Genomic DNA, 22576 nt, shown 5'->3' with positions numbered 1-22576 from the left:
TCTGACCAGTGCGATGGTGGGCTACAACCGCGAGTTCCTCTCGGCCTACATCTCGGTGAAGTCCGATCCGGACGAGTACGGCAAATTCACGGTCCTGCAGCTACCGACGGACTCGCAGACCCAGGGTCCGCAGCAGACACAGAACTCGATGACATCGGATACCCGTGTGGCATCCGAACGAACTCTGTTGCAGAACGCGAACCGTATTCAGTACGGCAATCTGCTCACCCTGCCGATTGCGGACGGCGGCATCCTGTACGTCGAGCCGCTGTATACCGAGCGAAATTCGCAGGCGGGCAACAACTCTACGTTCCCGCAGCTGTCCCGGGTCCTCGTGAGTTATCGCGAACCGGGCGCGCTCGGCGGCGTGAAGGTGGGCTATGCCCCGACGCTCGCCGAGGCACTCGATCAGGTCTTCGGGACGGGTACCGGTAGCGCGGCAACCGCGCCCGGTGGCGACGCCACGACGACAGCCCCGCCGCAGGCGAACGTGCCGCCACCGGTCGAAGGAGCGGTGCCGGCACCGTCGCCGGCTCCCGCGCCAGGGCCCGCCCCGGCACCGAACCGGGACGCGGCAATCGTGGAACTCGATGCGGCAATGGCCAACGTGCGCGCCGCGCAGACGAGTGGCGACCTGAGCCAACTCGGAGCCGCGTTCGACCGGCTCCAGAGGGCGATCGACGGGTACCAGGCCGCCGGGGGATGACCGTGACGCGCGGTAACGTGTGCTGCTAGTCTCACCCACACTCGTGATGTGGCGGTAAACACTCCGCCCACACGCTCGGGGTGGAAGGGTGGCGACGATGCCGGCTCGCGCGATGCGGCGTAGTGGCGGTTTGGCTGTGGCGGCGGCGCTTTCGCTGGCCATGGGGTTGTGCAGTCCGGCCTCGGCCTCAGCAGGCACGGTCTATATCGGCGATGTCGGCAATGTGTCGGCGGCTCGGGCCGAGTGCGGACCGGGCTCACTGCCCGAGACCGGTCTGCAGGGCGACGTGCCGGCAGAGGACCGCAACAGCGGCCGCAGCATGCAGGGTTATTCCTGCAACGTCACCCGGCTCGGTCAGTTCCAGGACAAGGGCTCGGGAATCGTCTCGGCGGCCTACGACCACTGCTCCTACACCGGCACCCTGTTCCCCGGCTCGGCGCTGAACCAGCCGCAGGGCGTGCAGGTCCTCGATATCAGTGACCCGAAGAACCCGGTGTTGACGGGGTCGTTGCGCGAGCCCGCGATGGTCGGCGGCACATGGGAAACCTTGAAGGTCAACAAGGAGCGCAAGCTGCTCGCGGCGACGGCCGTGCCGCTCGTCTTCGGTGCGGGGTACTTCTCGGTCTACGACATCTCCGACTGCGCGCATCCGAAGCTGCTCAATGCCCGTGCGGGCACCGACCTGACCATGCCGATGCCGTTCCTGTCCCACGAGGGCGGATTTTCACCGGACGGAAAGACCTACTGGGCCTCGGGCATCGGCCCGGGCCTGCTCAGCGCGATCGACATCTCCGATCCGGCCAACCCGCACATCATCTGGCAGAGCGTGCAGGCGCTGTCCGAGCACGGGTTCGGGATCACGCCGGACGGCAACACCATGTACCTGTCGGTGACCGCCGGGATCAACATTCTCGACATCAGCGCGATTCAGCGCCGCGACCCGTATCCCGTCGTGCCGCAATTGGGTACGTACCTGTGGCAGGACGGGCAGTTCAATCAGCACAGCGTGCCGGTCACGTATGGCGGTAAGCCGTTCATCTTCACCCCGGACGAGGCCGGTTCGGGCGGCGTGAAGGTGTTCGACGTGTCCAACCCATCCGATGCGAAGCTCGTCAATCGGATCAAGCTCGAGATCAATCTGCCCGACAACATCGACTCGAACGTGCGCAGCTCCGGCGGCGGCGGTGTCTTTGCCTACGACTCGCATTACTGCACGGCGGACCGGCCTGCGGATCCGACCGCGCTCGCGTGCTCGTGGTTTTCCTCCGGTATCCGGGTCTTCGATGTGCGGGACCCGAAGAATGTTCGGGAGATCGCGTACTACAACCCGCCCGCACAAAAGAACCGGTGGTTCGACCTGACGAACTCGCCGCACGCGATCTCTTCGTTCCTCGGCCTTCCCATCCTCGAGTTCGCCCCGATCGCCCGCGCGATCGCAGACGGCAAGATGGATCCGGCGGTCGCGCTCGGTCCGCGCACCGGCAACCTGATTGGCGACATGTCCTCGGACTGGTGCTCGTCGCCGCCGTTCTTCCGCGGTAACCAGATCTGGGTCACGTGCGCCGACAACGGCTTCATGGCCTTGCAGCTCGACAACAATGCCTATCTGGCCCCGGCGAATCAGGACACCGTTGTCGGCTCCTGAGACAAAGCAGTTTCCCGCCATCGACGCGGCGGCCCCCGCCGCACCGCGTCGGGGGTGGACCCGCATACTCGGCCTCTGGGCCGGAGGTCTCGCGGTCCTGCTGGTCGGTGTTTTGATCGGATCCTGGTGGCAGCAGGGCTCCGACGATGTCGAGGTGACGTTGTCGAAGGCGGACATCGCCTTCGCCCAGGACATGTCGACCCATCATGCGCAGGCGCTATTGATAGCGCAGACGCTGCCACGTGACGTCGATCCCCAGGTCCGGATGATGGCCGACCAGATCATCACCGCGCAGAACGCCGAGATCGCAACTTTGCAGGGCTGGTTGACGTTGGCCGACCAGCCGATGACGCCACCGCCCGCGACGGCGACTGGCCATCACGCTCATGGCGGTGAGGCCGACGGCCACGACCACGCCGCGGAGTCCGGTGCGCCTATGCCGGGCATGGCGAGTATCGACGAGATCACTCGCCTCGGGGAGGCGCGCGGTGTCGCGGCCGAGACGTTGTTTCTGCAGCTGATGATTCGCCACCACACCGGCGGCACTGCGATGGCGCAGGACGCGATCGCCTCTGGGCTGTCCGGTCCGGTCGATCGCACCGCGCTCGCGATGATCCGCGACCAAGGCAGCGAGGTCGGCGTGCTGTCGGCCCTGCTGAAGGCCCGGAATGCGCAGCAGTTGCCGTATCCGTGAGCGATGACGCAACAGGGCGCCGTCACCGATAACGGTGACGGCGCCCTCTTACGTGCATAGCGCGGTTCGCGGCTACCGATTTACAGGTAGGCACCGCAGTGCGGCCAGGCGCCGGCGCCCTGGCTGGCGAGGACATTCTCGGCCACGCGGATCTGCTCCTCGCGGCTGGCGCCCGCGGGGCTGCCGGTGCCGCCGTTCGCGGCCCAGGTGCTGGGGCTGAACTGCAGGCCACCGTAGTAGCCGTTGCCGGTGTTGATGCTCCAGTCGCCGCCGCTCTCGCAGGCAGCAACGGCGTCCCAGTCGTTGGCCGCGGCAGTGCCGGCGCCGAAGCCGAGCGGCAGCGCGACGAGCACGCCGGCTGCGGCAGTCATTCCAAGGGTTCGGCTGAGTGTGCGACGCATGTTCGTTCCTCTCTGCGCGTCGGGTGGCCTCGCGGTTATCGGGCCGATGCACAGAACGGTAAACATAAATCGCGGCGAGGTCACATACCGGTAACGAGCGTGGCTTAAACGTCGACCAAGATCATTCTGAGGAAATTCCCAGGTAAATGCACAAATATCGTCGTGCAAATTCCCTTGAAAATTAATTTGCAAATTGTGCGTTATGTCACAGAAATTCCCGGTATTTTCGCAGTGTGCTCGCAACGAAAAGGCGCCGTCATCTCGGTGAGATGACGGCGCCTTCGGTACTAGCGCGTGGAGCGGCTATCAGCGAGCGGGCAGGGCCGCCTCGATGACCGCGCCGTTCTGGGCCACGAAGCCGTCGATGGCCGGGCCGTTATCGGCCAGGAACTGCTTGACCTGGCCCTCGACGCCGTTCTGGCGACCGAGATCGGTGGCGGTAGCCTTCAGCACGTCGACGAACGTCGCGGCGCTGGTCGGGACGGGTGCCGGTGCCGGCGCGGGGGCCGGAGCCGGAGCAGGAGCGGGCTCTTCCTTGGCGGTGGTCAGGTACTGGCCACACACGGGCCAGGCGCCTGCGCCCTGGGTGTTGAGAACGTTCTCCGCGACGCGGATCTGCTCGTCCTTGCTGGCGTTGTGCGCGCTGCCCTGGCCACCGTTGGCGGCCCAGGTGCTCTGGCTGAACTGCAGGCCACCGTAGTAGCCGTTACCGGTGTTGATGCCCCAGTTGCCGCCGCTCTCGCACTTCGCGACGCCGTCCCAGTTGTGCTTGGCGGCCGAGGCGGTGCCGGTCGCGAGACCGAACGGAACTGCAACGAGCGCACCGGTGATGACGGTAAAGCCGAGCGCACGCGTGACGAACTTGTGATTCGAAGCCATATTGTCGAGTCCTCCGGCGCCGCCCGACACAATTCGTGTCCCTGCCCCGCACAATTGGGGTTCCGGTCCGCGGGCAGGAGTTGGCGGCGGCGTACCGGCTTGGCCCATTGAGGTTGGGCCGACCGTTCGACCGTAGCCGGGAATCGACGAAAGATCACGTTGCAATAACGATGCAATCACATACAGATACCTGCGGATTCGATTTGTGTTATTGCAGTTCACATAGTATTTCTCGCGGCTATTTCCGGCGCTCCCCAAGGTGCGAAAGAGTGACGCTCCTCACCGCCTATCTGTGGCCCAGGTCACTCGGGTGGGCGGATCGCGGTCGCAGCGCCGCTACCAGGGAAAACGGTGCGCAGAAGGGCTCCGACGTGCCGATTTGCACCTGTCTCTTCCGTCGCTGTAATGTTCTGTTCACACCGACGCGGGGTGGAGCAGCTCGGTAGCTCGCTGGGCTCATAACCCAGAGGTCGCAGGTTCAAATCCTGTCCCCGCTACTACAGAAGGGCCCGGAGGCACACAGCCTCCGGGCCCTTCTACTTTTCCAGGACTCACGGCGGCGTGACGCCAAGGGCACAGCCCGATCAACCTTCGCCCGAATCGAGCGTGTTGCCGCTCGACGGGCTGCAGACTCGATGCCATGAGTGATCACGTGTACCGCGTTATCGAGGTGGTCGGCTCGTCGAGTGAGGGTGTCGACAAAGCGATCGCCAATGCCATAACCCGGGCGAGTGAGACGGTGCACAACCTCGACTGGTTCGAGGTGGTGAACGCCCGCGGGCACATCGTCGACGGTGCCGTCGGGCATATCCAGGTGACGGTGAAGATCGGGTTCCGGATCGACCCCACCTGACGGACTGTTCGACCGCTGCGACGTTCCATGTGCGGCGACGCGAGCCATTCCTGTCGGTGTCGGTGGGTAGGCATGTTTCGACGAACAGGAGTCGGACATGTCGATCAACTCGGTCAACGTTGAGTACGACGCGCTGGTGCTCGGTCCCGTGCGCGTGAATTTTCAGCGCACGCTCCGGATCCCGGAGAGCGGAATCCATGACCTGCCGCCGGGGCTGGGGCGGTTTCCGCTCCGCCGCGTGGAGGACTACCCGGATACCGTCCCTGCTGAGTGGCTGGCGCGCGGTGGTGTGATGCTGCCGGTCTACCAGCGCGAGGCGATGTGGCTGTCGTTCGCTGCTGACGAGCCCGCTGCCCTTCAGGTGGGCATCGGGAAGGTGTCGGCCGTTTCCGGCGAATCCTGGACCGAAGAGCTGTCTTCATCGCCGCAGAATTACGTCCCACTCCCGGATCAGCCGTGGCTCGATGGGATCAACGCCGGTGACGGATTCATCCGCCAGTTCGTCGCGGTTCCGCTCGGCTCCGGAGCGACGGTCGAGGGGCAGGTCACCGGACGTGAGGAGCATGGCGGGGTGCAGTTGCGCGCAGTCGGGCTGACTGCCGAGGCCCTCGCGGATTGGGAGAACCGGCGCTACCTCATCGTCGACGAGGAAGTCGCAGGGACGGTGTGTTGCTCCGTGCCGGACATGGGTCTTGGCGCCGGCGGGCGGATGCACCAGGAGATCTATGGCGACGATCGCGAACTCTCCGACTACGACGAGTCACGCTCGTGGCGCGTCTTTGTCCACCTGTGCTCCGCAGCGCAATGGACCGCCATCACCGGCGAGGTAGCGCCCTCGACACCGGTCGACCGGGACACTTACGTGCAACACGGCCTGCCCTGGTTCGACTACTACGACGCCGACCGCGATGACATCGCGCCCAGCGAGACGCTTGCCAAGGTGAAGACCGTCGGCACTTTGCTCGGCAAGCACGAGCAGCCGTTCACTCCCGTCGACCCAGGTTCAGTCGTCACATTGAAGGACTCGAAGGGCAAAACTGTTGCCCCCGGTCATTGGTGATTGCCGCACCACCCGATCCAGGCGGACGATGACCACATGCGCGACGTCCTCGCCGTGCGGGCCTATGCCGAGTTGAACGACTTCCTGCCCGCGGAACACCGCGGGCGGGCGGTTACCCGTCCCGTGCGGTCGCATCAGACCGTCAAGGACGTCATCGAGGCGATGGGGATTCCGCATACCGAGATCGAGGTGGTGCTCGTCGACGGGGTATCGGTGGATTTCGCGCACCGCCCGCGGGTGGGGGCGAGGGTGGCGGTGTATCCGGTCTTCGAGGCGTTCGATGTCTCCGGGTTGATCCGCGTGCGTCCGGCGCCGTTGCGCGAACCACGTTTCGTGGTGGATGTGAATGTCGGCCGGCTTGCCAAGGTGCTGCGCCTGCTCGGATTCGATGTGTCCTACGAGCCCGAGGTGGACGACCCGGCGCTGGCGCAGATCAGTCGCGACGAGAACCGCATCCTGCTGACCCGCGATCGCGGGCTACTGGCACGTCGCGCTGTTACACACGGGCTGTACGTGCGTGGGGAGCGCGCGCACGAACAGGCCGTGGAAGTGATCCGCCGACTCGACCTTGCCGACAGGATCCAACCGTTCACCCGCTGCCTGCGCTGCAACGGCACGCTCGAACCGGTCGACAAGCGTGAGATAGTCGACCGGCTCGAGCCGCTGACCCGGCAGCACTACGACGAGTTCAGGCGCTGCCGCGACTGCCAGCGGGTGTACTGGCGCGGGTCACATCAGCAACGGCTTGCCGCGCAGGTGGATGCGATCCGAGCCGAGCTGCCGAACGCGGACCGCCCGGATTCCCGGTGACGGCAAGTGCGCCCGTCTTCCTGCGCAACTCGGCAGCCTTCTGGCGGTCCCGCTGATCATGGACCAGCGCAGCATTTCGGTTTCGTGCTGCCTGCTGCACCTGCAATCCATAGAAGTCCAGCGAGCCCAGGCCGAACCAGGCAAGCAAGACGGTGGCGGCGAGTGCGATCAGTATCAGTGTCATTTCGATCACCGACTCTCGTTGGTTCGAGCGGTCTCGCCGCGTTGGGCGAGTGGACACCTTCGACGTTATGAAGGAAGAGGGCCGGTGCCACGCGTAGTCCACTACCCGAACTGCGGGCGCCCGACTTCCTAGTTGCCGGGCCGGGCGCCCCTCGTGTGAGTAACTTCCACCCACAACAAAGCGCGCCCGCACGGCCGAAGCCGTACGGGCGCGCTTGTGACGCGAAGTGCTTACCGGCTCATCGCCGGCTCGTCGTGTGCGGATCTGGAGAAGTGCAGGTGCCGATAGTCCGCCGCATCCCGGCGCAACAGCTTCACATCGGTGCGGTACTCCATCGACGTCGACCATGGCGCCTCGGTGCCCTGGCGGGGGAGTTGGTCGATCGAGCGCTGGACGTAACCCGCGCCGAAGTCCAGCAGAGGACGGGTCTCCATAGCCAGGTCGGGCAGCTCGGCACGGCACGTGTCGTAGCCGTGCGCGTCCATGTGGGACAGGAGCCGGCAGAAGTGCTCGGACACCAGGCCAACCTTGAGCGTCCACGACGAGTTGGTATAGCCGATCGCGAATGCGAAATTCGGTATGCCCGTGAGCATCATGCCCTTGTAGGCCACCGTGTCGGGCAGGCTGACGTCCTTGCCGTCGACGGTCAGCGTCACGCCTCCGAAAGCCTGCAGGTTCAAACCTGTTGCCGTGATGATGATGTCGGCGTCGAGACGTTGCCCGGACTCCAGCTCGATACCCGTCTCGGTGAAGGTCGCGATGCGGTCGGTGACGACGGAGGCGGATCCGGCGCGGATCGCGGCGAACAGGTCACCGTTGGGCACGGTGCACAGGCGCTGATCCCACGGGTTGTAAGCCGGGTTGAAGTGGACATCCACCGGGAAGCCCTCGGGCAATTGCTTTGCATTGAAGTTACGGACGACCTTGCGCGCGACCTTCGGGTACCGCTGGCAGAACCGCCAGATAAACCGTTGCTGCGCAATGTTCTTGCGGCGGGTCACCGCATAGCCACGCTCCGGGCCGAGCAACTTCTGCATCTTGTTGGCGAAAGCGTCCTTGGCCGGTACGGGCAGGATGTAGGACGGCGAGCGCTGCAGCATCGTGACGTGAGCGGCGGCCTTCGCCATTGCTGGAACCAGTGTCACGGCGGTGGCACCGCTGCCGATCACCACGACCTTCTTGCCGGTGTAGTCGAGGTCCTCTGGCCACTGCTGCGGATGGACGATCCGGCCACCGAAACGCTCGCGTCCCTCGAAATGCGGTGTGTAGCCCTCGTCGTAGCGGTAGTAGCCACCCGCGCAGAAGATCCAATTGGCGGTGAGCTGGATCAGTTCGTCGGTGTCGGTGCGCTGCACGTCGATCAGCCAGTGCGCATGCTCGCTGGACCATGCCGCACCAATGACCTTGTGGTGCAGCCGAATTGCGTCGTCGACGCCGTTCTCCGTGGCCGCCTCGCGCAGGTAGGCCAGGATCTTGTCGGCACTGGCGATCGCGTTTTCGTCGCGCCACGGCTTGAACTCGTAGCCGAATGTGTGCAGATCGGAGTCCGATCGAATACCGGGGTACCGGAACAGATCCCATGTGCCACCGGTCGCGCCGCGCGCTTCCAGAATCGCGAAGGACTTGCCCGGAGTTTCGCGCTGCAGGTAGCAGGCGGCGCCGATTCCGGAGATCCCGGCGCCGACGATCGCGACGTCGACGTGTTCGCGGCGAGGTGTTGGCGTCATCGGTGGTGCTCCTCAGGGAAGGCGTGGATGCGATGCACTTCCATGGTTGACGAGCCAAGTCCTCGGACATAGGGCGGGAACGCCCAATATGGGCGCTGAATGGTGCACTTTGCACACTAGTGGCCTACCGTAATCTGCATGGACTGGTCGCCGCCGTCTCCGCGCGTGCGCGAACTAATTCGTGCGGGCGCGGAGGTTGCCCTCGACGCCAAACTCGAATGGCTCGAGGAACTCGATCGCGCCTCGCTCGCCGCGAATCCTGCGATTGCAGACGATCCCGAACTGGCTGCCGCGGCCAGCCGAACGAATCGTTCCAATTTGCTGCACTGGGCCTACGCCAATGTCCGTGACCCCGGTGCGCCGGTGTCGGCGAACGTCGGCGCGGAGCCGCTGGGCATTGCGCGGGATCTCGTGCGACGTGGTCTCGATGAGCGGGCGCTCGATGCGTACCGCGCCGGCCAGAACGCGGCGTGGCGTAGATGGATGGAGATTGCCTTCGAACTCACCGCCGATCCCGACGAACTGCGCGAGATGCTCGCGGTCTCCTCGGCGTCGATCAGCGCGTTCATCGACGCCACGCTGGCAGGCATCGAAGCGCAGATCCGTCGGGAGCGTGACGAGCTGACCGGAGGCGCACATGCGCGCCACCGCGAAGTCGTGGCACTCATCCTCGACGGCGCCCCGATCACCCGTCAGCGGGCGCAGGAGCGGCTCGGATACCGCCTCGATCAGCGACACACCGCCGCAGTGGTGTGGACCGAGGATCCCGCCACGGATGCCCGTCGCCTCGATCGTGTCGCCGATGCGCTTGGGCGCGCCGCGAACACCCGGCCGCTGAGCATTCTGGCCAGCACCGCGACTCGCTGGGTGTGGGTCGCCACGTCCAGTCCGCTGGACTACGACCCGCTCCACGACGCGGTGGCGCCGCACCCGGATATTCGCGTCGCCGTCGGTCGCGCGATCGGCGGTATGGACGGGTTCCGGCAAAGCCATGTCGACGCGGTCACGACTCAGCGCATGCTGTCCCGGCTGCGATCCACCCAGCAGGTCGTGCACTTCCGGGATGTCGAACTGGTGGCGCTACTGACCGCCGACCAGGAACGGGCGGACAGTTTCGTGCGCGACACCCTCGGGGAACTCGCCACAGCGGAACCCGAGCTGCGCCGGACCGTGCATACGTACATCGTCGAGGGCTGCAACGCGACCAAGGCCGCGGAGCGACTCTTCACCCATCGAAATACTTTGCTACGCCGTATTTCTCGCGCACAACAGCTGCTGCCGGCGCCGCTGGAGGGTTCGAGTGTCCACGTTGCGGTCGCCCTGGAAGTGCTCGACTGGACGAGCCCGGCAATCGGCGCCTGAGACACCAGCGCGCCCGCACGGTCGAAGCCGTGCGGGCGCGCTGGGTGAGTCGCGGTCTAGGTCGGTGGAGTGGACACGCACTGGGCGAGATAGAGCGCTTCGCCGAGCTTGTCCATCAGCGCGAGCTGCGTCTCGAGGTAGTCGATGTGACCTTCCTCGTCGGCGAGGATGCCCTCGAGCAGGTTTGCGCTTGTGGAGTCCTGCTTCTCGCGGCACAAAATGATGCCGGGCTTGAGCCGGTCCACTACCTCCTTCTCGATCTCCAAATCGGCCTCGAACTGTTCGCGCACGGTCTGGCCTACGCGCAGCGAGAACAACCGCTGGTAGTTGGGCAGTCCGTCGAGAATCAGAATGCGGTCGGTGATCGCCTCCGCATGGTTCATTTCGTCGAAGGATTCCTTGCGGGTATAGCCGGCAAGTTCCGTGTAGCCCCAGTTGTCCTGCAGCTTCGAATGCAGGAAGTACTGGTTGATGGCCGTCAATTCACTGGTTAGCTGTTCATTGAGCAGCTTGAGCACATCTGGATCTCCACGCATGACCGCTCCTTGGATTCAGGTGCATTCCGGCTGAGGGAGGGCTGGTCCCATTACGCCGTGTCGTCACCGTCGGGGCTGCGACGGTTGATAATCAACCTAGATCAAATTTCAGCCGATGGAGGGCCCTATGCCTAACAATCCGGAAGCTGCGGAGGCCGAGCATTCGTTCGGCCCACCCGGCACCGGGCTGCCCTATGTGCTCGCCGCGGACTACCGGATCACCGATATGGATGCGCTGCTGCGCACCGTGACGGAGAGCCGCGAGCTGGTTTCCCGGCTCGGTGTGCGTCATCTGGCCGTCTACCAGGGCATCCGTGACACCGGTCGGGTACTGGTGACGATGGGCATCGAGGATCGCGAACCCTTGGACTCGCTGCTGCGCTCGTCCGCGGTGTTCGCGTGGTTCGACAGCGTCGGCGTCGAGGAGATTCCGCCGCTGTTCGCGGGAGAACTGCTCGAGCAGATCGACCTGGTCGACCCCCAGGTCTTCACCGATCCTCCGGGTCGAATTCTCGTCGCCGCGACGGCGCCGATTCAGGACCTGGACTCGCTGCTGGTGAATGTGCACGACCGGCACGAGCGGCTCACGGCCGCCGGGGTCCGCAAGGTGTGGGTCTACCGGGCCATCGATGACGGGCACGAGGCGATGGTGCTGCAGGAACTCGACACGATGGCCCACGCGAGGCGCTGGATCGACCATCCCGACTCCGTCGCCGAGTGGATGCGGGGGACGGGTGTGGGCGTTTATCCACCGATATTCGTGGGTAAAGCTCGACACGTATTGAGCTTTGGCAAACCTAAGTGATGACGAATGTGGTGTTGATGTATTAAGCTTTGGCAACCCTAAGAAGTATTGCCAACCTCAGTGAGCCGCAATGTACGTATGCCTTTGCCACGGCGTAACCAGCCACACGGTGGCTGACGTCGTTGCGTGCGGGGCAAAGACATCGCGCGAGGTGGCCACGGCCTGCGGTGCCGGATTGGACTGCGGTCGGTGTAAGCGAACCGTCCGCGCGATCATCGCGGCCTCGCAGGAACCGCGCGCCTGCGCGGGCTGACGCAGCCGCCTCACCTGCCAAGAACCCACTCTCGTAGTGCCCTCTGTGCTTCCAGGTACCGTCACATGCCACCGGCCGTCGCGCGCCGGGTGACGAGAGGAGAGTCGGGTGCCGCAGGGCAAGGTCGCACTGGTGACCGGGGCAAGTCGCAGCGTGGGTAAAGGCATTGCGCTCGGCCTCGGATCGGACGACTGGACCGTGTACTGCACGGCCCGTGGCCCGGTCGGATCCGATGGCCCGCTCGACGCGACCGCCGCGGCCGTCACCGAGCGCGGCGGCACCGGAATCGCAGTGCAGTGCGACCACCGCGAGGACGACCAGATCGAGGCGCTCTTCGATCGGATTGCCGCCGAGCAGGATGGCCGCCTCGATCTCCTGGTCAACAACGTGTGGGCGGCGCCACGCGGATTCCACGGCTTTACCGAGAAGTTCTGGCAGCGTCCAATCACCGACTGGAATTCGCTCGTCGATGTTGGCCTGCGCGCGCACTACGTCGCCAGCGTGCACGCTGCCAAGCTCATGGTCGCGCAAGGCTCGGGACTGATCGCCAACACGTCCTCTTTCGGTAGCCGCGGTTACCTGCACTCGGTGCTCTATGGCATGGCCAAGGCGGGTCTGGACAAGATGGCCGCCGACATGGCAGTCGAACTCGCCGGCACCGGGGTAAGCACGTTGTCGCTGTGGCCGGGCCTGCTACGAAACGAGATGATCGTGGCGAGCGGGCTGAAGGAGTACGCCGGCTTCTCCTTCGAGAAGGCCGAGAGCCCGGAATTCCTCGGCCGGGTCATGGTTGCGCTGGCAAACGACACCCGCATCGGAGAGCTCAGCGGGTCCACCATCGTCACTGCCGAAGCCGGTGTGCACTACGGCATCACGGACGAGAACGGCAACGTGCCGGAGTCGCATCGGTCGGCGTTCGGCGGCGGCCCGGTGTTCGGCGCGGACGATCCGTTCGGCGCGCTGTTGCCGCCTACCGAATAGGCGACGGTCGCCAGGCGGGTCAACTACTGTCGTTCGAGGGGAGGCCCAGCAGCGCGGCGGAAGGGCACGCGATGTATCGGACGCGGCGAAAGCTTGCCGACGGTAGGGAAATTCTCTACTTCGATGCGGAGCCCAATCCGCGCGAGGCCATCGATCGACGCGATCTGCCGATCACCACCACGCACTCCCAGGCCCGGTACGACACCCTGCTGGGCGAGTGGGTCGTCATCGCCTCGCATCGGCAGACCCGCACCTTTCTGCCGCCGGCCGACCAGTGTCCGCTGTGCCCGTCCACCGACGACCGGCTCACCGAGATTCCCGAGCGCGACTACGAGGTGGTGTGCTTCGAGAATCGCTTTCCGTCGCTGTCCACCGCGGCCGTCGAGTTCGCCGAGCACGTCACGGGTGCACCGTTGGCATTGCTGCGCAACGGTTTCGGGCGTTGCGAAGTGCTGTGCTTCACCAGCGACCACAATGCGTCCTTTGCCGAACTGGAACCGGCCCGGGCGCGTTTGGTGGTGGACGCGTGGGCCGACCGCAGTGCCGAATTACGTGCGATCGACGGTGTCGAGCAGGTCTTCTGTTTCGAGAATCACGGCGAGGAAATCGGTGTCACGCTCTCGCACCCGCACGGCCAGATCTACGCGTATCCGTTCATCACGCCGCGTGTGCAGAAGATCCTCGCGAGCGTGGCGCGATACCGAGATCAGCGCGGCAGCAACCTGTTCGGCGATTTCCTCGCCGCCGAGCGGGAGTCCGGTGTCCGGGTCGTGCAGACCAACGAGCACTGGACCGCGTTCGTGCCGCCGGCCGCCCGCTGGCCTTACGAGGTGCAGCTGTTCCCGCATCGACAGGTAGCCGACATCGATGATCTCGACGACGTCGAGCGCGACGCCTTCGCATCGATCTACCTCGACGTGCAAAGGCGTTTCGCGCGCCGGTTCCCGGATCCGATGCCCTATATCGCGGCCTGGAATCAGTCTCCGCTCGCACATCGCGACGAGTGGTGGCTGCATATGCAGCTGTTCTCTATAAGGCGGGCGCCCGGGAAGCTGAAGTACCTCGCCGGGTCGGAGTCGGGGATGAACGTCTTCATCAACGACACCACGCCCGAGGATGTTGCCGCGGAATTGCGGGAGGTCACGTGACCCCCACGAGCGCCGCAGAAGACAGCTATCGCGAGGTGTATGGCGCCGCGCCGGACGGGGTGTGGGCCGCGCCAGGCCGGGTGAACATCATCGGCGAGCACACCGACTACAACAACGGCTTCGTGCTGCCGATCGCGCTGCCGCATGCGGCAACGTGCGCCGCGGGGATCAACGGCACCGATGAGGTGCGGGTCGCCTCACTGCAACGCCCCGGCGAAGTCGTTGCCGAGCCGCTGACGAGCCTCGCCGACAACGAGGTGGCGGGCTGGTCCCGCTACCCACTCGGGGTGGTGCACGAGTACGGGCGCCGTGGGCATGCGGCGCGTGGTGTGAACCTGGTGCTCGACGGTGCGGTTCCGGTCGGTGCCGGGTTGTCGTCGTCCGCGGCGATCGAATGTGCGGTCGCCGTGGCGCTGCGAGATCTGTTCTCGCTCAAGGTTTCCGACGACGACCTCATCGCACTCACCAGTGCCGCCGAGAACGACTACGTGGGCGCGCCGACGGGCACTCTCGACCAATCGGCGTCGATCCTGTGCACCGACGGGCACGCCCTGTTCCTCGATGTCGGCACCGGCGAACGGTCGCAGGTGCCGTTCGATCTGGCGTCTGCGGGGCTCGATCTGCTCGTCATCGACACCAACACGCCGCATCGTCTGGTTGCGGGGGAGTACGCGCAGCGGCGCAGGCAGTGCGAGGACGCCGCTGCGGCCCTCGGGGTCGCGTCACTGCGCGATATCAACGACGTGGCGGCGCTTTCGTCACTGCAGGGGGTGCTGCTGCAGCGGGCCCGCCACGTGGTGAGCGAGAACGCAAGAGTGCTCGAGGTAGTGGATTTATTGCGTTCGGACCAAGATCCGAGAACTATCGGCCCGAATCTGACCGCGAGCCACACCTCGCTGCGGGATGATTTCGCAGTGTCGACAGTTCAGTTGGACACCGCGGTGGCGACGGCCCTCGATGCGGGCGCGTTCGGTGCCCGCATGGTCGGCGGCGGATTCGGTGGTAGCGCCATTGCGCTGGTCGATACCGATCGCACTGCAGCCACCGTGGATGCGGTGGTCAAACGTTTCGCCGCCGAAGATTTCACCGCTCCGCGAACCTTTGTCGCGACCCCATCGGCAGGGGCCCGGCGCCTGAGTTGACCGACCTGGGATCGGCGCGAAGGAGAACCGATGACGATTCTTGCCGCAGAGAACCTGCGTCTCGACGCAGTGTTCGTGGATTACGCGCTCATAGCAGTCTATTTCGTGTTCGTCATGGGCATCGGCTTCATCGCCCGATCCAATGTGTCGTCGAGTATCGACTTCTTCCTCTCCGGTAGGTCGCTGCCGGCGTGGGTGACCGGTCTGGCCTTCATTTCGGCCAATCTGGGCGCGGTCGAGATCATGGGCATGTCCGCGAACGGCGCCCAGTACGGCATGCCGACCATGCACTACTTCTGGATCGGCGCGGTACCCGCGATGCTGTTCCTCGGCGTCGTGATGATGCCGTTCTACTACGGCTCCAAGGTCCGCAGCGTTCCCGAGTTCATGCGCCGCCGCTTCGGCACCGGCGCGCACCTGGTGAACGCGCTCAGCTTCGCGATCGCGCAGGTCCTCATCGCCGGCGTGAACCTGTACCTGCTCGGCACGATCGTCAATGTTCTGCTCGGCTGGTCGTTGTGGGTATCGGTGATCGTCGCCGCGATCATCGTGCTCTCGTACATCACCCTGGGCGGCCTGTCCGCGGCTATCTACAACGAGGTGCTGCAGTTCTTCATCATTGTCGCCGCGCTGCTGCCGCTCACCCTGGTCGGCCTGCACAAGGTCGGCGGCTGGGAGGGACTCTCGGACAAGGTCAGCGCGGGACCTGGTGGCCCGGAACAGATGTCGTCCTGGCCCGGCAATGAGCTGAGCGGGTTCGAGAACGACTTCCTCTCCGTGGTCGGCATCGTGTTCGGCCTCGGCTTCGTGCTCTCCTTCGGATACTGGACGACGAACTTCGTCGAGGTGCAGCGCGCCATGGCCTCGGACTCGATGTCCGCCGCGCGGCGCACCCCGATCATCGGTTCGTTCCCGAAGATGTTCATTCCGTTCATCGTTGTCGTGCCCGGGATGATCTGCGCCGTGCTGGTGCCGGAGATGATCAACTACAAGGCGGATCCGGAGGCCAATCCGGATGTGCAATACAACGACGCGATGCTCTATCTGATGAAAGATGTGCTGCCGAACGGCATTCTCGGCGTCGCGATTGCCGGTCTACTCGCGGCGTTCATGGCCGGCATGGCGGCCAACATATCGGCGTTCAACACGGTGTTCAGCTACGACCTGTGGCAGCAGTACATCGTCAAGCACAAGCCCGACGGCTACTACCTGGGGATCGGCCGGTACGCGACGATCGGTGCGACGGTTGTCGCGATCGGCACCGCCTACATCGCGTCGAGCTACTCGAACCTGATGGACTACCTGCAACAGTTGTTCAGCTTCTTCAACGCACCGCTGTTCGCCACGTTCATCCTGGGTATGTTCTGGAAACGGATGACGGCCACCGCCGGTTGGGTGGGCCTGGTATCGGGTACCGCCTCGGCGATCACAGTCTTCGTTCTACATGAGAACGAGGTGTTCACCCTCTCCGGGCAGGGCTCGAGCTTCGTCGCCGCGGGCGTGGCGTTCGTGGTGGATATCGCGGTGAGTGTGGTGGTGACGTTTATGACCGAACCGAAGCCGGAGTCCGAACTGGTCGGCCTGGTGTACTCCGAGACACCGCGCGAGATGCTGCGCGACGAGCACGCCGACGAGGAGAAGTGGTGGCAGTCGCCGACCAAACTTGCGCTGATTTCGCTGATCATGGTCATCGCGCTGAACATTCTCTTCTGGTGATCGCGCCGAGCCGAATTGGAGGACGGACATGACGGAGCCGCTGGGCCCTCACGAACACGTCGAGGTTAGAAAGCATTCGGCGGGCATCTTCGACATCCGCAACATCATCGGATCGCTGATGCTGATCTACGGAGTCGTGCTGCTGATCATGGGGCTGGTCAACAATTCCGACGAGGATCTGGTCAAGTCGGACGGATTCAACATCAACGTCTGGGCAGGCATCGGGATGATCCTGCTCGGCGGGTTCTTCGTCGCGTGGTCGGTGCTGCGGCCGGTTGTTGTGCAATCGACGGAAGTGGTGTCGGATGACGACACGGCCGGTGACACTGCCGGCGGCCCGACCGAAGGATAAATCCGATGCTCTCCACGATGCAGGACGAACCCCTTTCGCTGGCAACGTTGTTGCGCTACGGCTCGACGGTGCACTCCGCTGCCGAGGTCTCCACCTGGACAGGATCGGGCAGCCGAACGATCACGTTCGGTGAACTCGGCGAGCAGTCCGCGCGGCTGGCCCACGGTTTGCGCGCGCTTGGGGTGGGCGAGAGCGATCGCGTCGGCACCTTCATGTGGAACAACAACGAGCACATGGCCGCCTACGGTGCGGTGCCGGCAATGGGTGCGGTGCTGCACACGCTGAACATCCGGCTGTTCCCGGGGCAGTTGGTGTACGTGGCCAACCACGCCGAGGACAAGGTCGTCATCGTCGATGCGTCGTTGATCCCCTTGTTCGGCAAGTATCTGCCGGAGCTGAAGACGGTGCGCCACGTGCTCGTCGCCAATGGTGACGCCTCCGCGCTGGAGGCACCGGCCGGCGTCGAGGTGCACTCCTACGAGGAGGTGCTGGCCGCGCAGCCCAGCGAATACGACTATCCGATCGTCGACGAACGTGCCGCGGCGGCAATGTGTTACACCTCGGGAACCACCGGCGACCCCAAGGGCGTCTCGTACTCGCACCGGTCCATGTGGCTGCACTCGATGCAGGTGTGCACCACCAACGGAATGGCGCTGTCGAACGAGGACAAGACGCTGGCTATCGTGCCGATGTTCCACGCCATGTCATGGGGGTTGCCACACGCCTCGCTGATGGTAGGTGCGTCGCTGGTGATGCCGGACCGCTTCCTTCAGCCGGAGCCGATTGCGCAGATCCTGGCGGTCGAGAAGCCGACCTTTGCCGCGGCGGTGCCGACGATCTGGTCGGGACTGCTGCATCACCTCGACGCCAACCCACAGGACATCTCGCACCTGCGTGAGGTCGTGGTCGGCGGATCGGCGGCGCCGCCGTCGATGATGCACGCCTTCGAGGAGCGCTTCGACGTGCCGGTGCTGCACGCCTGGGGCATGACGGAAACCTCGCCGCTCGGCTGCGTGGCGCGGCCGCCGTCGGGGCTGACGACGGAGAAGTCCTGGGAGTACCGCTACAGCCAGGGCCGATTCCCGGCCAGCGTGCAGGCGAGGCTCGTCGACGAGATCGAGGGCGTCATGCCGCATGACGGCGAAGCGGTCGGCGAGCTCGAGGTGCGCGGCCCCTGGATCACCGCGTCCTACTACTCACCGGACGGCGCGGAGATCGATCCGTCGAAGTTCAACGACGGCTGGTTGCGCACCGGTGACGTCGGAAAGATCACCCCGGACGGCTATCTCACGCTGGTCGACCGTTCGAAGGACATCATCAAGTCCGGCGGCGAGTGGATCTCCTCGGTCGACCTGGAGAACGCGGTGATGGCGCATGGCGGCGTGGCGGAGGCCGCGGTGATCGCGGTGCCCGACGAAAAGTGGGACGAACGGCCGCTTGTCGTCGCCGTTGTCGAGGAGGACCTCACCCCGGAGCAGTTGCGGGAGTTCCTCGGCGACAAGGTCGCCCGCTGGCAGTTGCCCGAGCGCTGGGCCTTCGTTAAGGAGGTACCGAAGACCAGCGTCGGCAAGTTCGACAAGAAGCGCATCCGCGAGCAGTTCGGCAACGGCGAACTCGATATCACGATGCTGGATTAGCGGGGAAACAACATCGGCCGGCGGATGCACCGGAGCGTAGCCTGCGGAGCGACCCGATGCCGCCGCCGGCGGCCGATGTTGTTTATCGATCCTGTGTTACTCGCTGACGTCCATCTCAACGAGCTTGTTGCGCAACAGCTTTCCGGTGGCGTTGCGGGGGAGCTCATCGAGGAAGATCACCTCGCGCGGCACCTTGTAGCGCGCCAGGTTCGCCTTGACGTAGCTCTTGATCTCTTCGGGGTCCTTCGTGGCGTCCGGACCCGGAACGACGAAGGCGCGCAGCCGCTTGCCGAAGTCGCGGTCCTCCACGCCGACGACAGCCGCATCGAACACGTCCGCCCGGTCGGCGAGCAGGTTCTCCACCTCGAGCGGGTACACGTTCTCACCGCCGGAGACGATCATGTCGTCGTCGCGGCCGTCGACGTACCAGAGGCCGTTCTCGTCGAAGTGTCCGACATCGCCGCTGGACAGCAGGCCGTCGATGATTTCCTTGTGGCGGCCGTCGGTGTAGCCGTTGAAGCTCAGGCCGCTCGAGACGAAGATCCGCCCGATCTTGCCCGGCTCGTGGATCTGCTGGCCCGCATCGTCGTACAGGCGGACGCGGCAGCCAACCGGCGCCTTTCCGACGGTGCCCGGCGAGAGTCGCTGATCCTCGGGGGTCGCGACGGTGGCCACGGCGCATTCGGTGGAGCCGTACAGGTTGTACAGGACTGGGCCGAACACCTCATCGGTGCGCTTGGACAGGTCGGGCGAGATCGACGAACCGGCGGCGAAGATGACGCGCAGCGCGGAGGTGTCGTACTTGCGGTGCACCTCCGGGCCGAGGTCGACGATGCGCTGCAGCATGGTCGGGACGACAACGAGCACGGTGGCGCGGTTCTCCGCGACATTGCGCAACGTGGCCTCGGGGTCGAACTTGCGCTGCTGGAAGACGATTCGGTTGCCGAGCGCAACCGCGATACCGAACTGCGACAGGCCGGTCCCGTGGAAGATCGGCGCGGCCATGACCACGGTCTTCTGCTTGGGGAACGGCACGCGGTCGATGAACTGAGCCGAGACGAAGACCGAAACCTTGTCGCGTGGAGCGCCCTTCGGAGTTCCGGTGGTACCGCTGGTGAGGATGATCAGGCCGCCCGGCTTGGCCGGCTTCTCGACGGGCTCGGTGGACTTGCCCTCGATCAGGCCCTCGATGGTGAGCGTGGCCGGGTCGACGTTGTCCTTGGCGTCCACCCAGGTGAGGATGCGCGGGATGTCGTGCGGGATGGCGTCGAGCAGGCCCATGAACTCGCTGTCGAGCAGCACTGCGCTGACCTGCTCGCGCTTGGCCACATCGGCGAACTGCGGCTTGGCGAAGCCGGTGTTCATCAGGACCAGGCGCGCACCGAGTTTGCCCGCGGCGGCGAGGCTCAGGACCAGGCCGCGGTGGTCACGTGCCAGCGCCGCGATGACATCGCCGGGCTTGACGCCCTGTTCACGCAGCCCGCGAACCAGCGCATTGGACAGCTTGTCGAGCTCGACGTAGGTCAGTTCGCCGTTCTCGTCCTTGATCGCGGGCGAGTCGCCGTACTCGAGCGCGCTGCGCATGATGCCGCCGGCGAAGACGCCGTAGTCGTTGACCAACCGGATTCCGCGAACCGCATGGTCGGGGCGGGCAGGGTTGAGAATGCCGCGCTCGCGCAAGACACCGACGGCCTTGATCAGGTCGCCGACCTTGCGCAGGCTCTCTTGCGGAGCGGACAAAATTCCAGACACGTTCTAACCTCCACCGGGGCCTGGGCACAGGCCGACCGCATAGTCGAATCGTCGGGCGTGCGGCCCAGACTAACAGTGGTCTGCGCCACCGCTGGAGACCACGTTCCTACAGCTGAACGTCCATTTCGGCCAAAACTCTGCGCAGTAATTTGCCGGTCGCATTACGGGGCAACTCGTCGAGGAAAACGACATCCCGAGGCACCTTGTAGCGCGCCAGACTTTCCCTCACGTACGCACGGATTTCGTCCGGATCGGGCGATGTGCCCGGTTCGGGAACGATGAAGGCGCGCAGGCGTTTTCCGAACTCTGGATCGTCCACGCCAATCACTGCGGCATCGAAAACGTCGTCTCGTTCGGCGAGGAGGTTCTCCACTTCGAGGGGAAATACGTTCTCTCCGCCGGACACGATCATGTCGTCGTCGCGCCCGTCCACAAACAGCAATCCGTCGTTGTCGAAGTGGCCGACGTCCCCGCTGGACATGTAGCCGTCAATGACCTGTTTGTTCCGGCCATCGGTGTATCCATCGAAGGGCGTGCCGTTGTGCACAAAGATCCGGCCGGTCTTGTTGTTGCCGTACACGCGCTGATCGTTGTCGTCGAAGAGCGCGATCGAACAGCTGAGCGGCGGACGGCCGACGGTGCCGGGCGCGATGCGCTGGTCTTCGGGGGTGCCCACGGCGGCAATGGCGACCTCGGTGGATCCGTAGAGGTTGTAGAGCACGTCGCCGAACATCTCGCGAGTGCGAATGGCGAGCTCCGGGGACAGCGCCGAGCCCGCGATCACGATCCCTTCCAGAGCCGAGGTGTCGTATTTGGCCCTGACCTCGTCGGGCAGTTCGACGATGCGGTGCAACATCGTTGGCACCGCCACGAGCATTTTCGCCCGGTGCTCGGCCACCGCGCGCAGCGTCGCTTCGGGATCGAAGCGACGGCGGACCACGACCTTGTTGCCGAGCCCGGCCGAGACGAGCCACGTGATCATGCCGGTGCTATGGAACAACGGGGAGACGATCACCACGGAGTCATTGCGCGGGAACGGGATTCGGTCGACGAGCTGCACGGTGGACAGCGGCGAACCTTTCCCGCGGCCTGCTCCCTTCGGCAGGCCCGTCGTGCCGCTGGTGAGGATCACGAAGCCACCGTGCTTCTCGGGCGCGGGCGGCGGGGTCGGCGGCTGCCCCTGGGCGATCGAGTCGATCGACGGTGTACCGCCCGGTGGTTGGCTATCGTCCTCGACCCAGGTCAGGACCTTCGGGACTGTTGCGGGAATAGCGTTGGCGAGCGCCGTGAATTCTTCGTCGTGCAGCAGGAAATCGACGTGTTCGCGTTCGACCACCTCGGCGAATTGGGACTTGCCGAACCCGGTGTTCATCAGGACGATCCGGGCACCGAGTTTTCCGCTCGACGTGAGGCCGAGCGTGAGCCCGCGATGGTCGCGGGCGAGCAGGCCGATGGTCGAATCCGCGGTCGCGCCGAGTTCGGCGAGCCCGCGGGCGATCGAGTTCGACTGTTCGTCGATCTCGCGGTAGGTCAATTCGCCCTTCTCGTCGGCAAGGGCGGGGGATTCTCCATAGCGCCGCGCTCCCGAGCGGGCCATGGCGGCCATCGGGCCGAACTTGTTCCCTTCGACCGCCATCGAGATCAGCTGGCCTGGGTGTTTTGGATCGATCAAGCCACGTTTGACCAGGACCCGAATGGCTTTGACCGCCTCGGTCACCGCACCGAACTGTTCTTGGACCCCCGCAAGCACCATCGGACCCGCCTCCGCGCTGTCGTGATGTCGTCGGTCGCAGAGTAACGCCGCTGGTGTCCGGTTTTGGGCGAGTTCGCGCAGTTATTTGCGGACCGACAATAAGCGGGCGCCGTGCGGTGAGTTCGCACGACGCCCGCCCAAGTCGAAAGGGACGCGACCGGCGCCTACTTGAGTTCGGCC

General features: G+C 65.0%; 21 protein-coding genes and 1 tRNA gene. 16 read left to right on the top strand and 6 right to left on the bottom strand.

Annotation, left to right across the window (positions count from 1 at the left end; translation table 11 throughout):
- From A8G08_RS07070 to A8G08_RS07060, 3 genes are all read left to right on the top strand, one after another.
- Positions 1-706 (top strand): UPF0182 family protein (locus A8G08_RS07070; protein ID WP_169823274.1); only part of this gene is annotated, 706 nt, incomplete at its 5' end.
- Between the two features lie 97 nt (positions 707-803).
- Complete coding sequence (locus tag A8G08_RS07065) at positions 804-2351, top strand: LVIVD repeat-containing protein (RefSeq protein WP_068272007.1); 1548 nt, start codon at positions 804-806, stop codon at positions 2349-2351.
- A complete protein-coding gene (locus tag A8G08_RS07060; protein ID WP_342669638.1) occupies positions 2338-3045 on the top strand; it encodes a DUF305 domain-containing protein in 708 nt (235 codons plus the stop codon). Before A8G08_RS07065 ends, A8G08_RS07060 begins: the two co-directional genes overlap by 14 nt.
- An 80-nt stretch (positions 3046-3125) precedes the next feature.
- Here the strand turns inward: A8G08_RS07060 and A8G08_RS07055 are convergent, their stop codons facing one another.
- A complete protein-coding gene (locus A8G08_RS07055) occupies positions 3126-3446 on the bottom strand; it encodes a transglycosylase family protein (RefSeq protein WP_068271988.1) in 321 nt (106 codons plus the stop codon).
- A gap of 306 nt (positions 3447-3752) precedes the next feature.
- Positions 3753-4325, bottom strand: coding sequence for a transglycosylase family protein (locus tag A8G08_RS07050; protein WP_068272002.1), 573 nt, complete (start codon positions 4323-4325; stop codon positions 3753-3755).
- A gap of 423 nt (positions 4326-4748) precedes the next feature.
- Between A8G08_RS07050 and A8G08_RS07045 the strand changes: the two genes are divergently transcribed.
- The 4 genes from A8G08_RS07045 (at position 4749) to A8G08_RS07030 (ending at position 7048) form a co-directional block, all read left to right on the top strand.
- Positions 4749-4822, top strand: a tRNA-Met gene (locus tag A8G08_RS07045).
- A 143-nt stretch (positions 4823-4965) separates the two neighbouring features.
- Complete coding sequence (locus A8G08_RS07040) at positions 4966-5178, top strand: dodecin (protein ID WP_068271985.1); 213 nt, start codon at positions 4966-4968, stop codon at positions 5176-5178.
- A gap of 97 nt (positions 5179-5275) precedes the next feature.
- Positions 5276-6238, top strand: a complete 963-nt coding sequence (locus tag A8G08_RS07035) for a hypothetical protein (RefSeq protein WP_068271982.1) — start codon at positions 5276-5278, stop codon at positions 6236-6238.
- 36 nt (positions 6239-6274) lie between these two features.
- The gene (locus A8G08_RS07030; RefSeq protein ID WP_068271999.1) at positions 6275-7048 is read left to right on the top strand and encodes a Mut7-C RNAse domain-containing protein; all 774 of its coding nucleotides are present in this window, start codon (positions 6275-6277) and stop codon (positions 7046-7048) included.
- A gap of 414 nt (positions 7049-7462) precedes the next feature.
- Here A8G08_RS07030 and A8G08_RS07025 read toward each other — a convergent pair whose 3' ends face one another.
- Positions 7463-8959 (bottom strand): flavin-containing monooxygenase, encoded by a 1497-nt coding sequence (locus tag A8G08_RS07025; RefSeq protein ID WP_068271979.1) that lies wholly within the window; start codon positions 8957-8959, stop codon positions 7463-7465.
- Positions 8960-9097: 138 nt separating this feature from the next.
- Here A8G08_RS07025 and A8G08_RS07020 point away from each other — a divergent pair, with 138 nt between their 5' ends.
- On the top strand, positions 9098-10321 hold the full coding sequence (locus A8G08_RS07020; protein WP_068271976.1) for a PucR family transcriptional regulator: 1224 nt from the start codon (positions 9098-9100) through the stop codon (positions 10319-10321).
- A gap of 56 nt (positions 10322-10377) precedes the next feature.
- Here A8G08_RS07020 and bfr read toward each other — a convergent pair whose 3' ends face one another.
- The gene (bfr, locus tag A8G08_RS07015; protein ID WP_068271973.1) at positions 10378-10857 is read right to left on the bottom strand and encodes a bacterioferritin; all 480 of its coding nucleotides are present in this window, start codon (positions 10855-10857) and stop codon (positions 10378-10380) included.
- Between the two features lie 127 nt (positions 10858-10984).
- Between bfr and A8G08_RS07010 the strand changes: the two genes are divergently transcribed.
- From A8G08_RS07010 to A8G08_RS06980, 8 genes are all read left to right on the top strand, one after another.
- Positions 10985-11662 (top strand): fatty-acid--CoA ligase, encoded by a 678-nt coding sequence (locus A8G08_RS07010; RefSeq protein WP_245672705.1) that lies wholly within the window; start codon positions 10985-10987, stop codon positions 11660-11662.
- A 70-nt stretch (positions 11663-11732) separates the two neighbouring features.
- Positions 11733-11915 carry a (2Fe-2S)-binding protein gene (locus A8G08_RS26585; protein WP_084436002.1) on the top strand — a complete coding sequence of 61 codons (183 nt, stop codon included), beginning with the start codon at positions 11733-11735 and terminating at the stop codon, positions 11913-11915.
- Positions 11916-12023: 108 nt separating this feature from the next.
- Positions 12024-12896, top strand: a complete 873-nt coding sequence (locus tag A8G08_RS07005; protein WP_068271970.1) for an SDR family NAD(P)-dependent oxidoreductase — start codon at positions 12024-12026, stop codon at positions 12894-12896.
- 71 nt (positions 12897-12967) lie between these two features.
- Entirely contained in the window at positions 12968-14044 is a 1077-nt protein-coding gene (gene galT, locus A8G08_RS07000) for a galactose-1-phosphate uridylyltransferase (protein ID WP_068271967.1), read from the top strand.
- Positions 14041-15186, top strand: coding sequence for a galactokinase (gene galK / locus A8G08_RS06995; RefSeq protein ID WP_084436001.1), 1146 nt, complete (start codon positions 14041-14043; stop codon positions 15184-15186). The genes galT and galK overlap by 4 nt, the downstream gene beginning before the upstream one ends.
- A gap of 30 nt (positions 15187-15216) precedes the next feature.
- Positions 15217-16902, top strand: a complete 1686-nt coding sequence (locus tag A8G08_RS06990) for a sodium:solute symporter family protein (RefSeq protein ID WP_068271964.1) — start codon at positions 15217-15219, stop codon at positions 16900-16902.
- Positions 16903-16930: 28 nt separating this feature from the next.
- Positions 16931-17254 (top strand): hypothetical protein, encoded by a 324-nt coding sequence (locus A8G08_RS06985; protein WP_068271961.1) that lies wholly within the window; start codon positions 16931-16933, stop codon positions 17252-17254.
- Positions 17255-17259: 5 nt separating this feature from the next.
- Positions 17260-18891, top strand: coding sequence for a long-chain fatty acid--CoA ligase (locus A8G08_RS06980; protein ID WP_068271959.1), 1632 nt, complete (start codon positions 17260-17262; stop codon positions 18889-18891).
- A 96-nt stretch (positions 18892-18987) separates the two neighbouring features.
- Here A8G08_RS06980 and A8G08_RS06975 read toward each other — a convergent pair whose 3' ends face one another.
- Entirely contained in the window at positions 18988-20643 is a 1656-nt protein-coding gene (locus A8G08_RS06975; protein WP_068271956.1) for an acyl-CoA synthetase, read from the bottom strand.
- 106 nt (positions 20644-20749) lie between these two features.
- Positions 20750-22396 (bottom strand): acyl-CoA synthetase, encoded by a 1647-nt coding sequence (locus A8G08_RS06970; RefSeq protein WP_068271953.1) that lies wholly within the window; start codon positions 22394-22396, stop codon positions 20750-20752.
- Between the last annotated feature and the right edge of the window lie 180 nt (positions 22397-22576).

The organism is Aldersonia kunmingensis, from assembly GCF_001646865.1.
In the GTDB taxonomy this organism is placed as follows: domain Bacteria; phylum Actinomycetota; class Actinomycetes; order Mycobacteriales; family Mycobacteriaceae; genus Aldersonia; species Aldersonia kunmingensis.
This window is presented reverse-complemented; position numbering and strand designations above follow the sequence as displayed.

Coding starts and splice junctions, on each gene's coding strand:
- A8G08_RS26585 (WP_084436002.1), top strand. CDS start 11,733: ATGTACGTATGCCTTTGCCACGGCGTAACCAGCCACACGGTGGCTGAC.
- A8G08_RS06990 (WP_068271964.1), top strand. CDS start 15,217: ATGACGATTCTTGCCGCAGAGAACCTGCGTCTCGACGCAGTGTTCGTG.
- A8G08_RS07030 (WP_068271999.1), top strand. CDS start 6,275: ATGCGCGACGTCCTCGCCGTGCGGGCCTATGCCGAGTTGAACGACTTC.
- A8G08_RS07050 (WP_068272002.1), bottom strand. CDS start 4,325: ATGGCTTCGAATCACAAGTTCGTCACGCGTGCGCTCGGCTTTACCGTC.
- A8G08_RS06970 (WP_068271953.1), bottom strand. CDS start 22,396: ATGGTGCTTGCGGGGGTCCAAGAACAGTTCGGTGCGGTGACCGAGGCG.
- A8G08_RS07035 (WP_068271982.1), top strand. CDS start 5,276: ATGTCGATCAACTCGGTCAACGTTGAGTACGACGCGCTGGTGCTCGGT.
- A8G08_RS07020 (WP_068271976.1), top strand. CDS start 9,098: ATGGACTGGTCGCCGCCGTCTCCGCGCGTGCGCGAACTAATTCGTGCG.
- A8G08_RS07010 (WP_245672705.1), top strand. CDS start 10,985: ATGCCTAACAATCCGGAAGCTGCGGAGGCCGAGCATTCGTTCGGCCCA.
- A8G08_RS06980 (WP_068271959.1), top strand. CDS start 17,260: ATGCTCTCCACGATGCAGGACGAACCCCTTTCGCTGGCAACGTTGTTG.
- A8G08_RS07040 (WP_068271985.1), top strand. CDS start 4,966: ATGAGTGATCACGTGTACCGCGTTATCGAGGTGGTCGGCTCGTCGAGT.
- A8G08_RS07055 (WP_068271988.1), bottom strand. CDS start 3,446: ATGCGTCGCACACTCAGCCGAACCCTTGGAATGACTGCCGCAGCCGGC.
- A8G08_RS07065 (WP_068272007.1), top strand. CDS start 804: ATGCCGGCTCGCGCGATGCGGCGTAGTGGCGGTTTGGCTGTGGCGGCG.
- bfr (WP_068271973.1), bottom strand. CDS start 10,857: ATGCGTGGAGATCCAGATGTGCTCAAGCTGCTCAATGAACAGCTAACC.
- galT (WP_068271967.1), top strand. CDS start 12,968: ATGTATCGGACGCGGCGAAAGCTTGCCGACGGTAGGGAAATTCTCTAC.
- A8G08_RS07025 (WP_068271979.1), bottom strand. CDS start 8,959: ATGACGCCAACACCTCGCCGCGAACACGTCGACGTCGCGATCGTCGGC.
- A8G08_RS06985 (WP_068271961.1), top strand. CDS start 16,931: ATGACGGAGCCGCTGGGCCCTCACGAACACGTCGAGGTTAGAAAGCAT.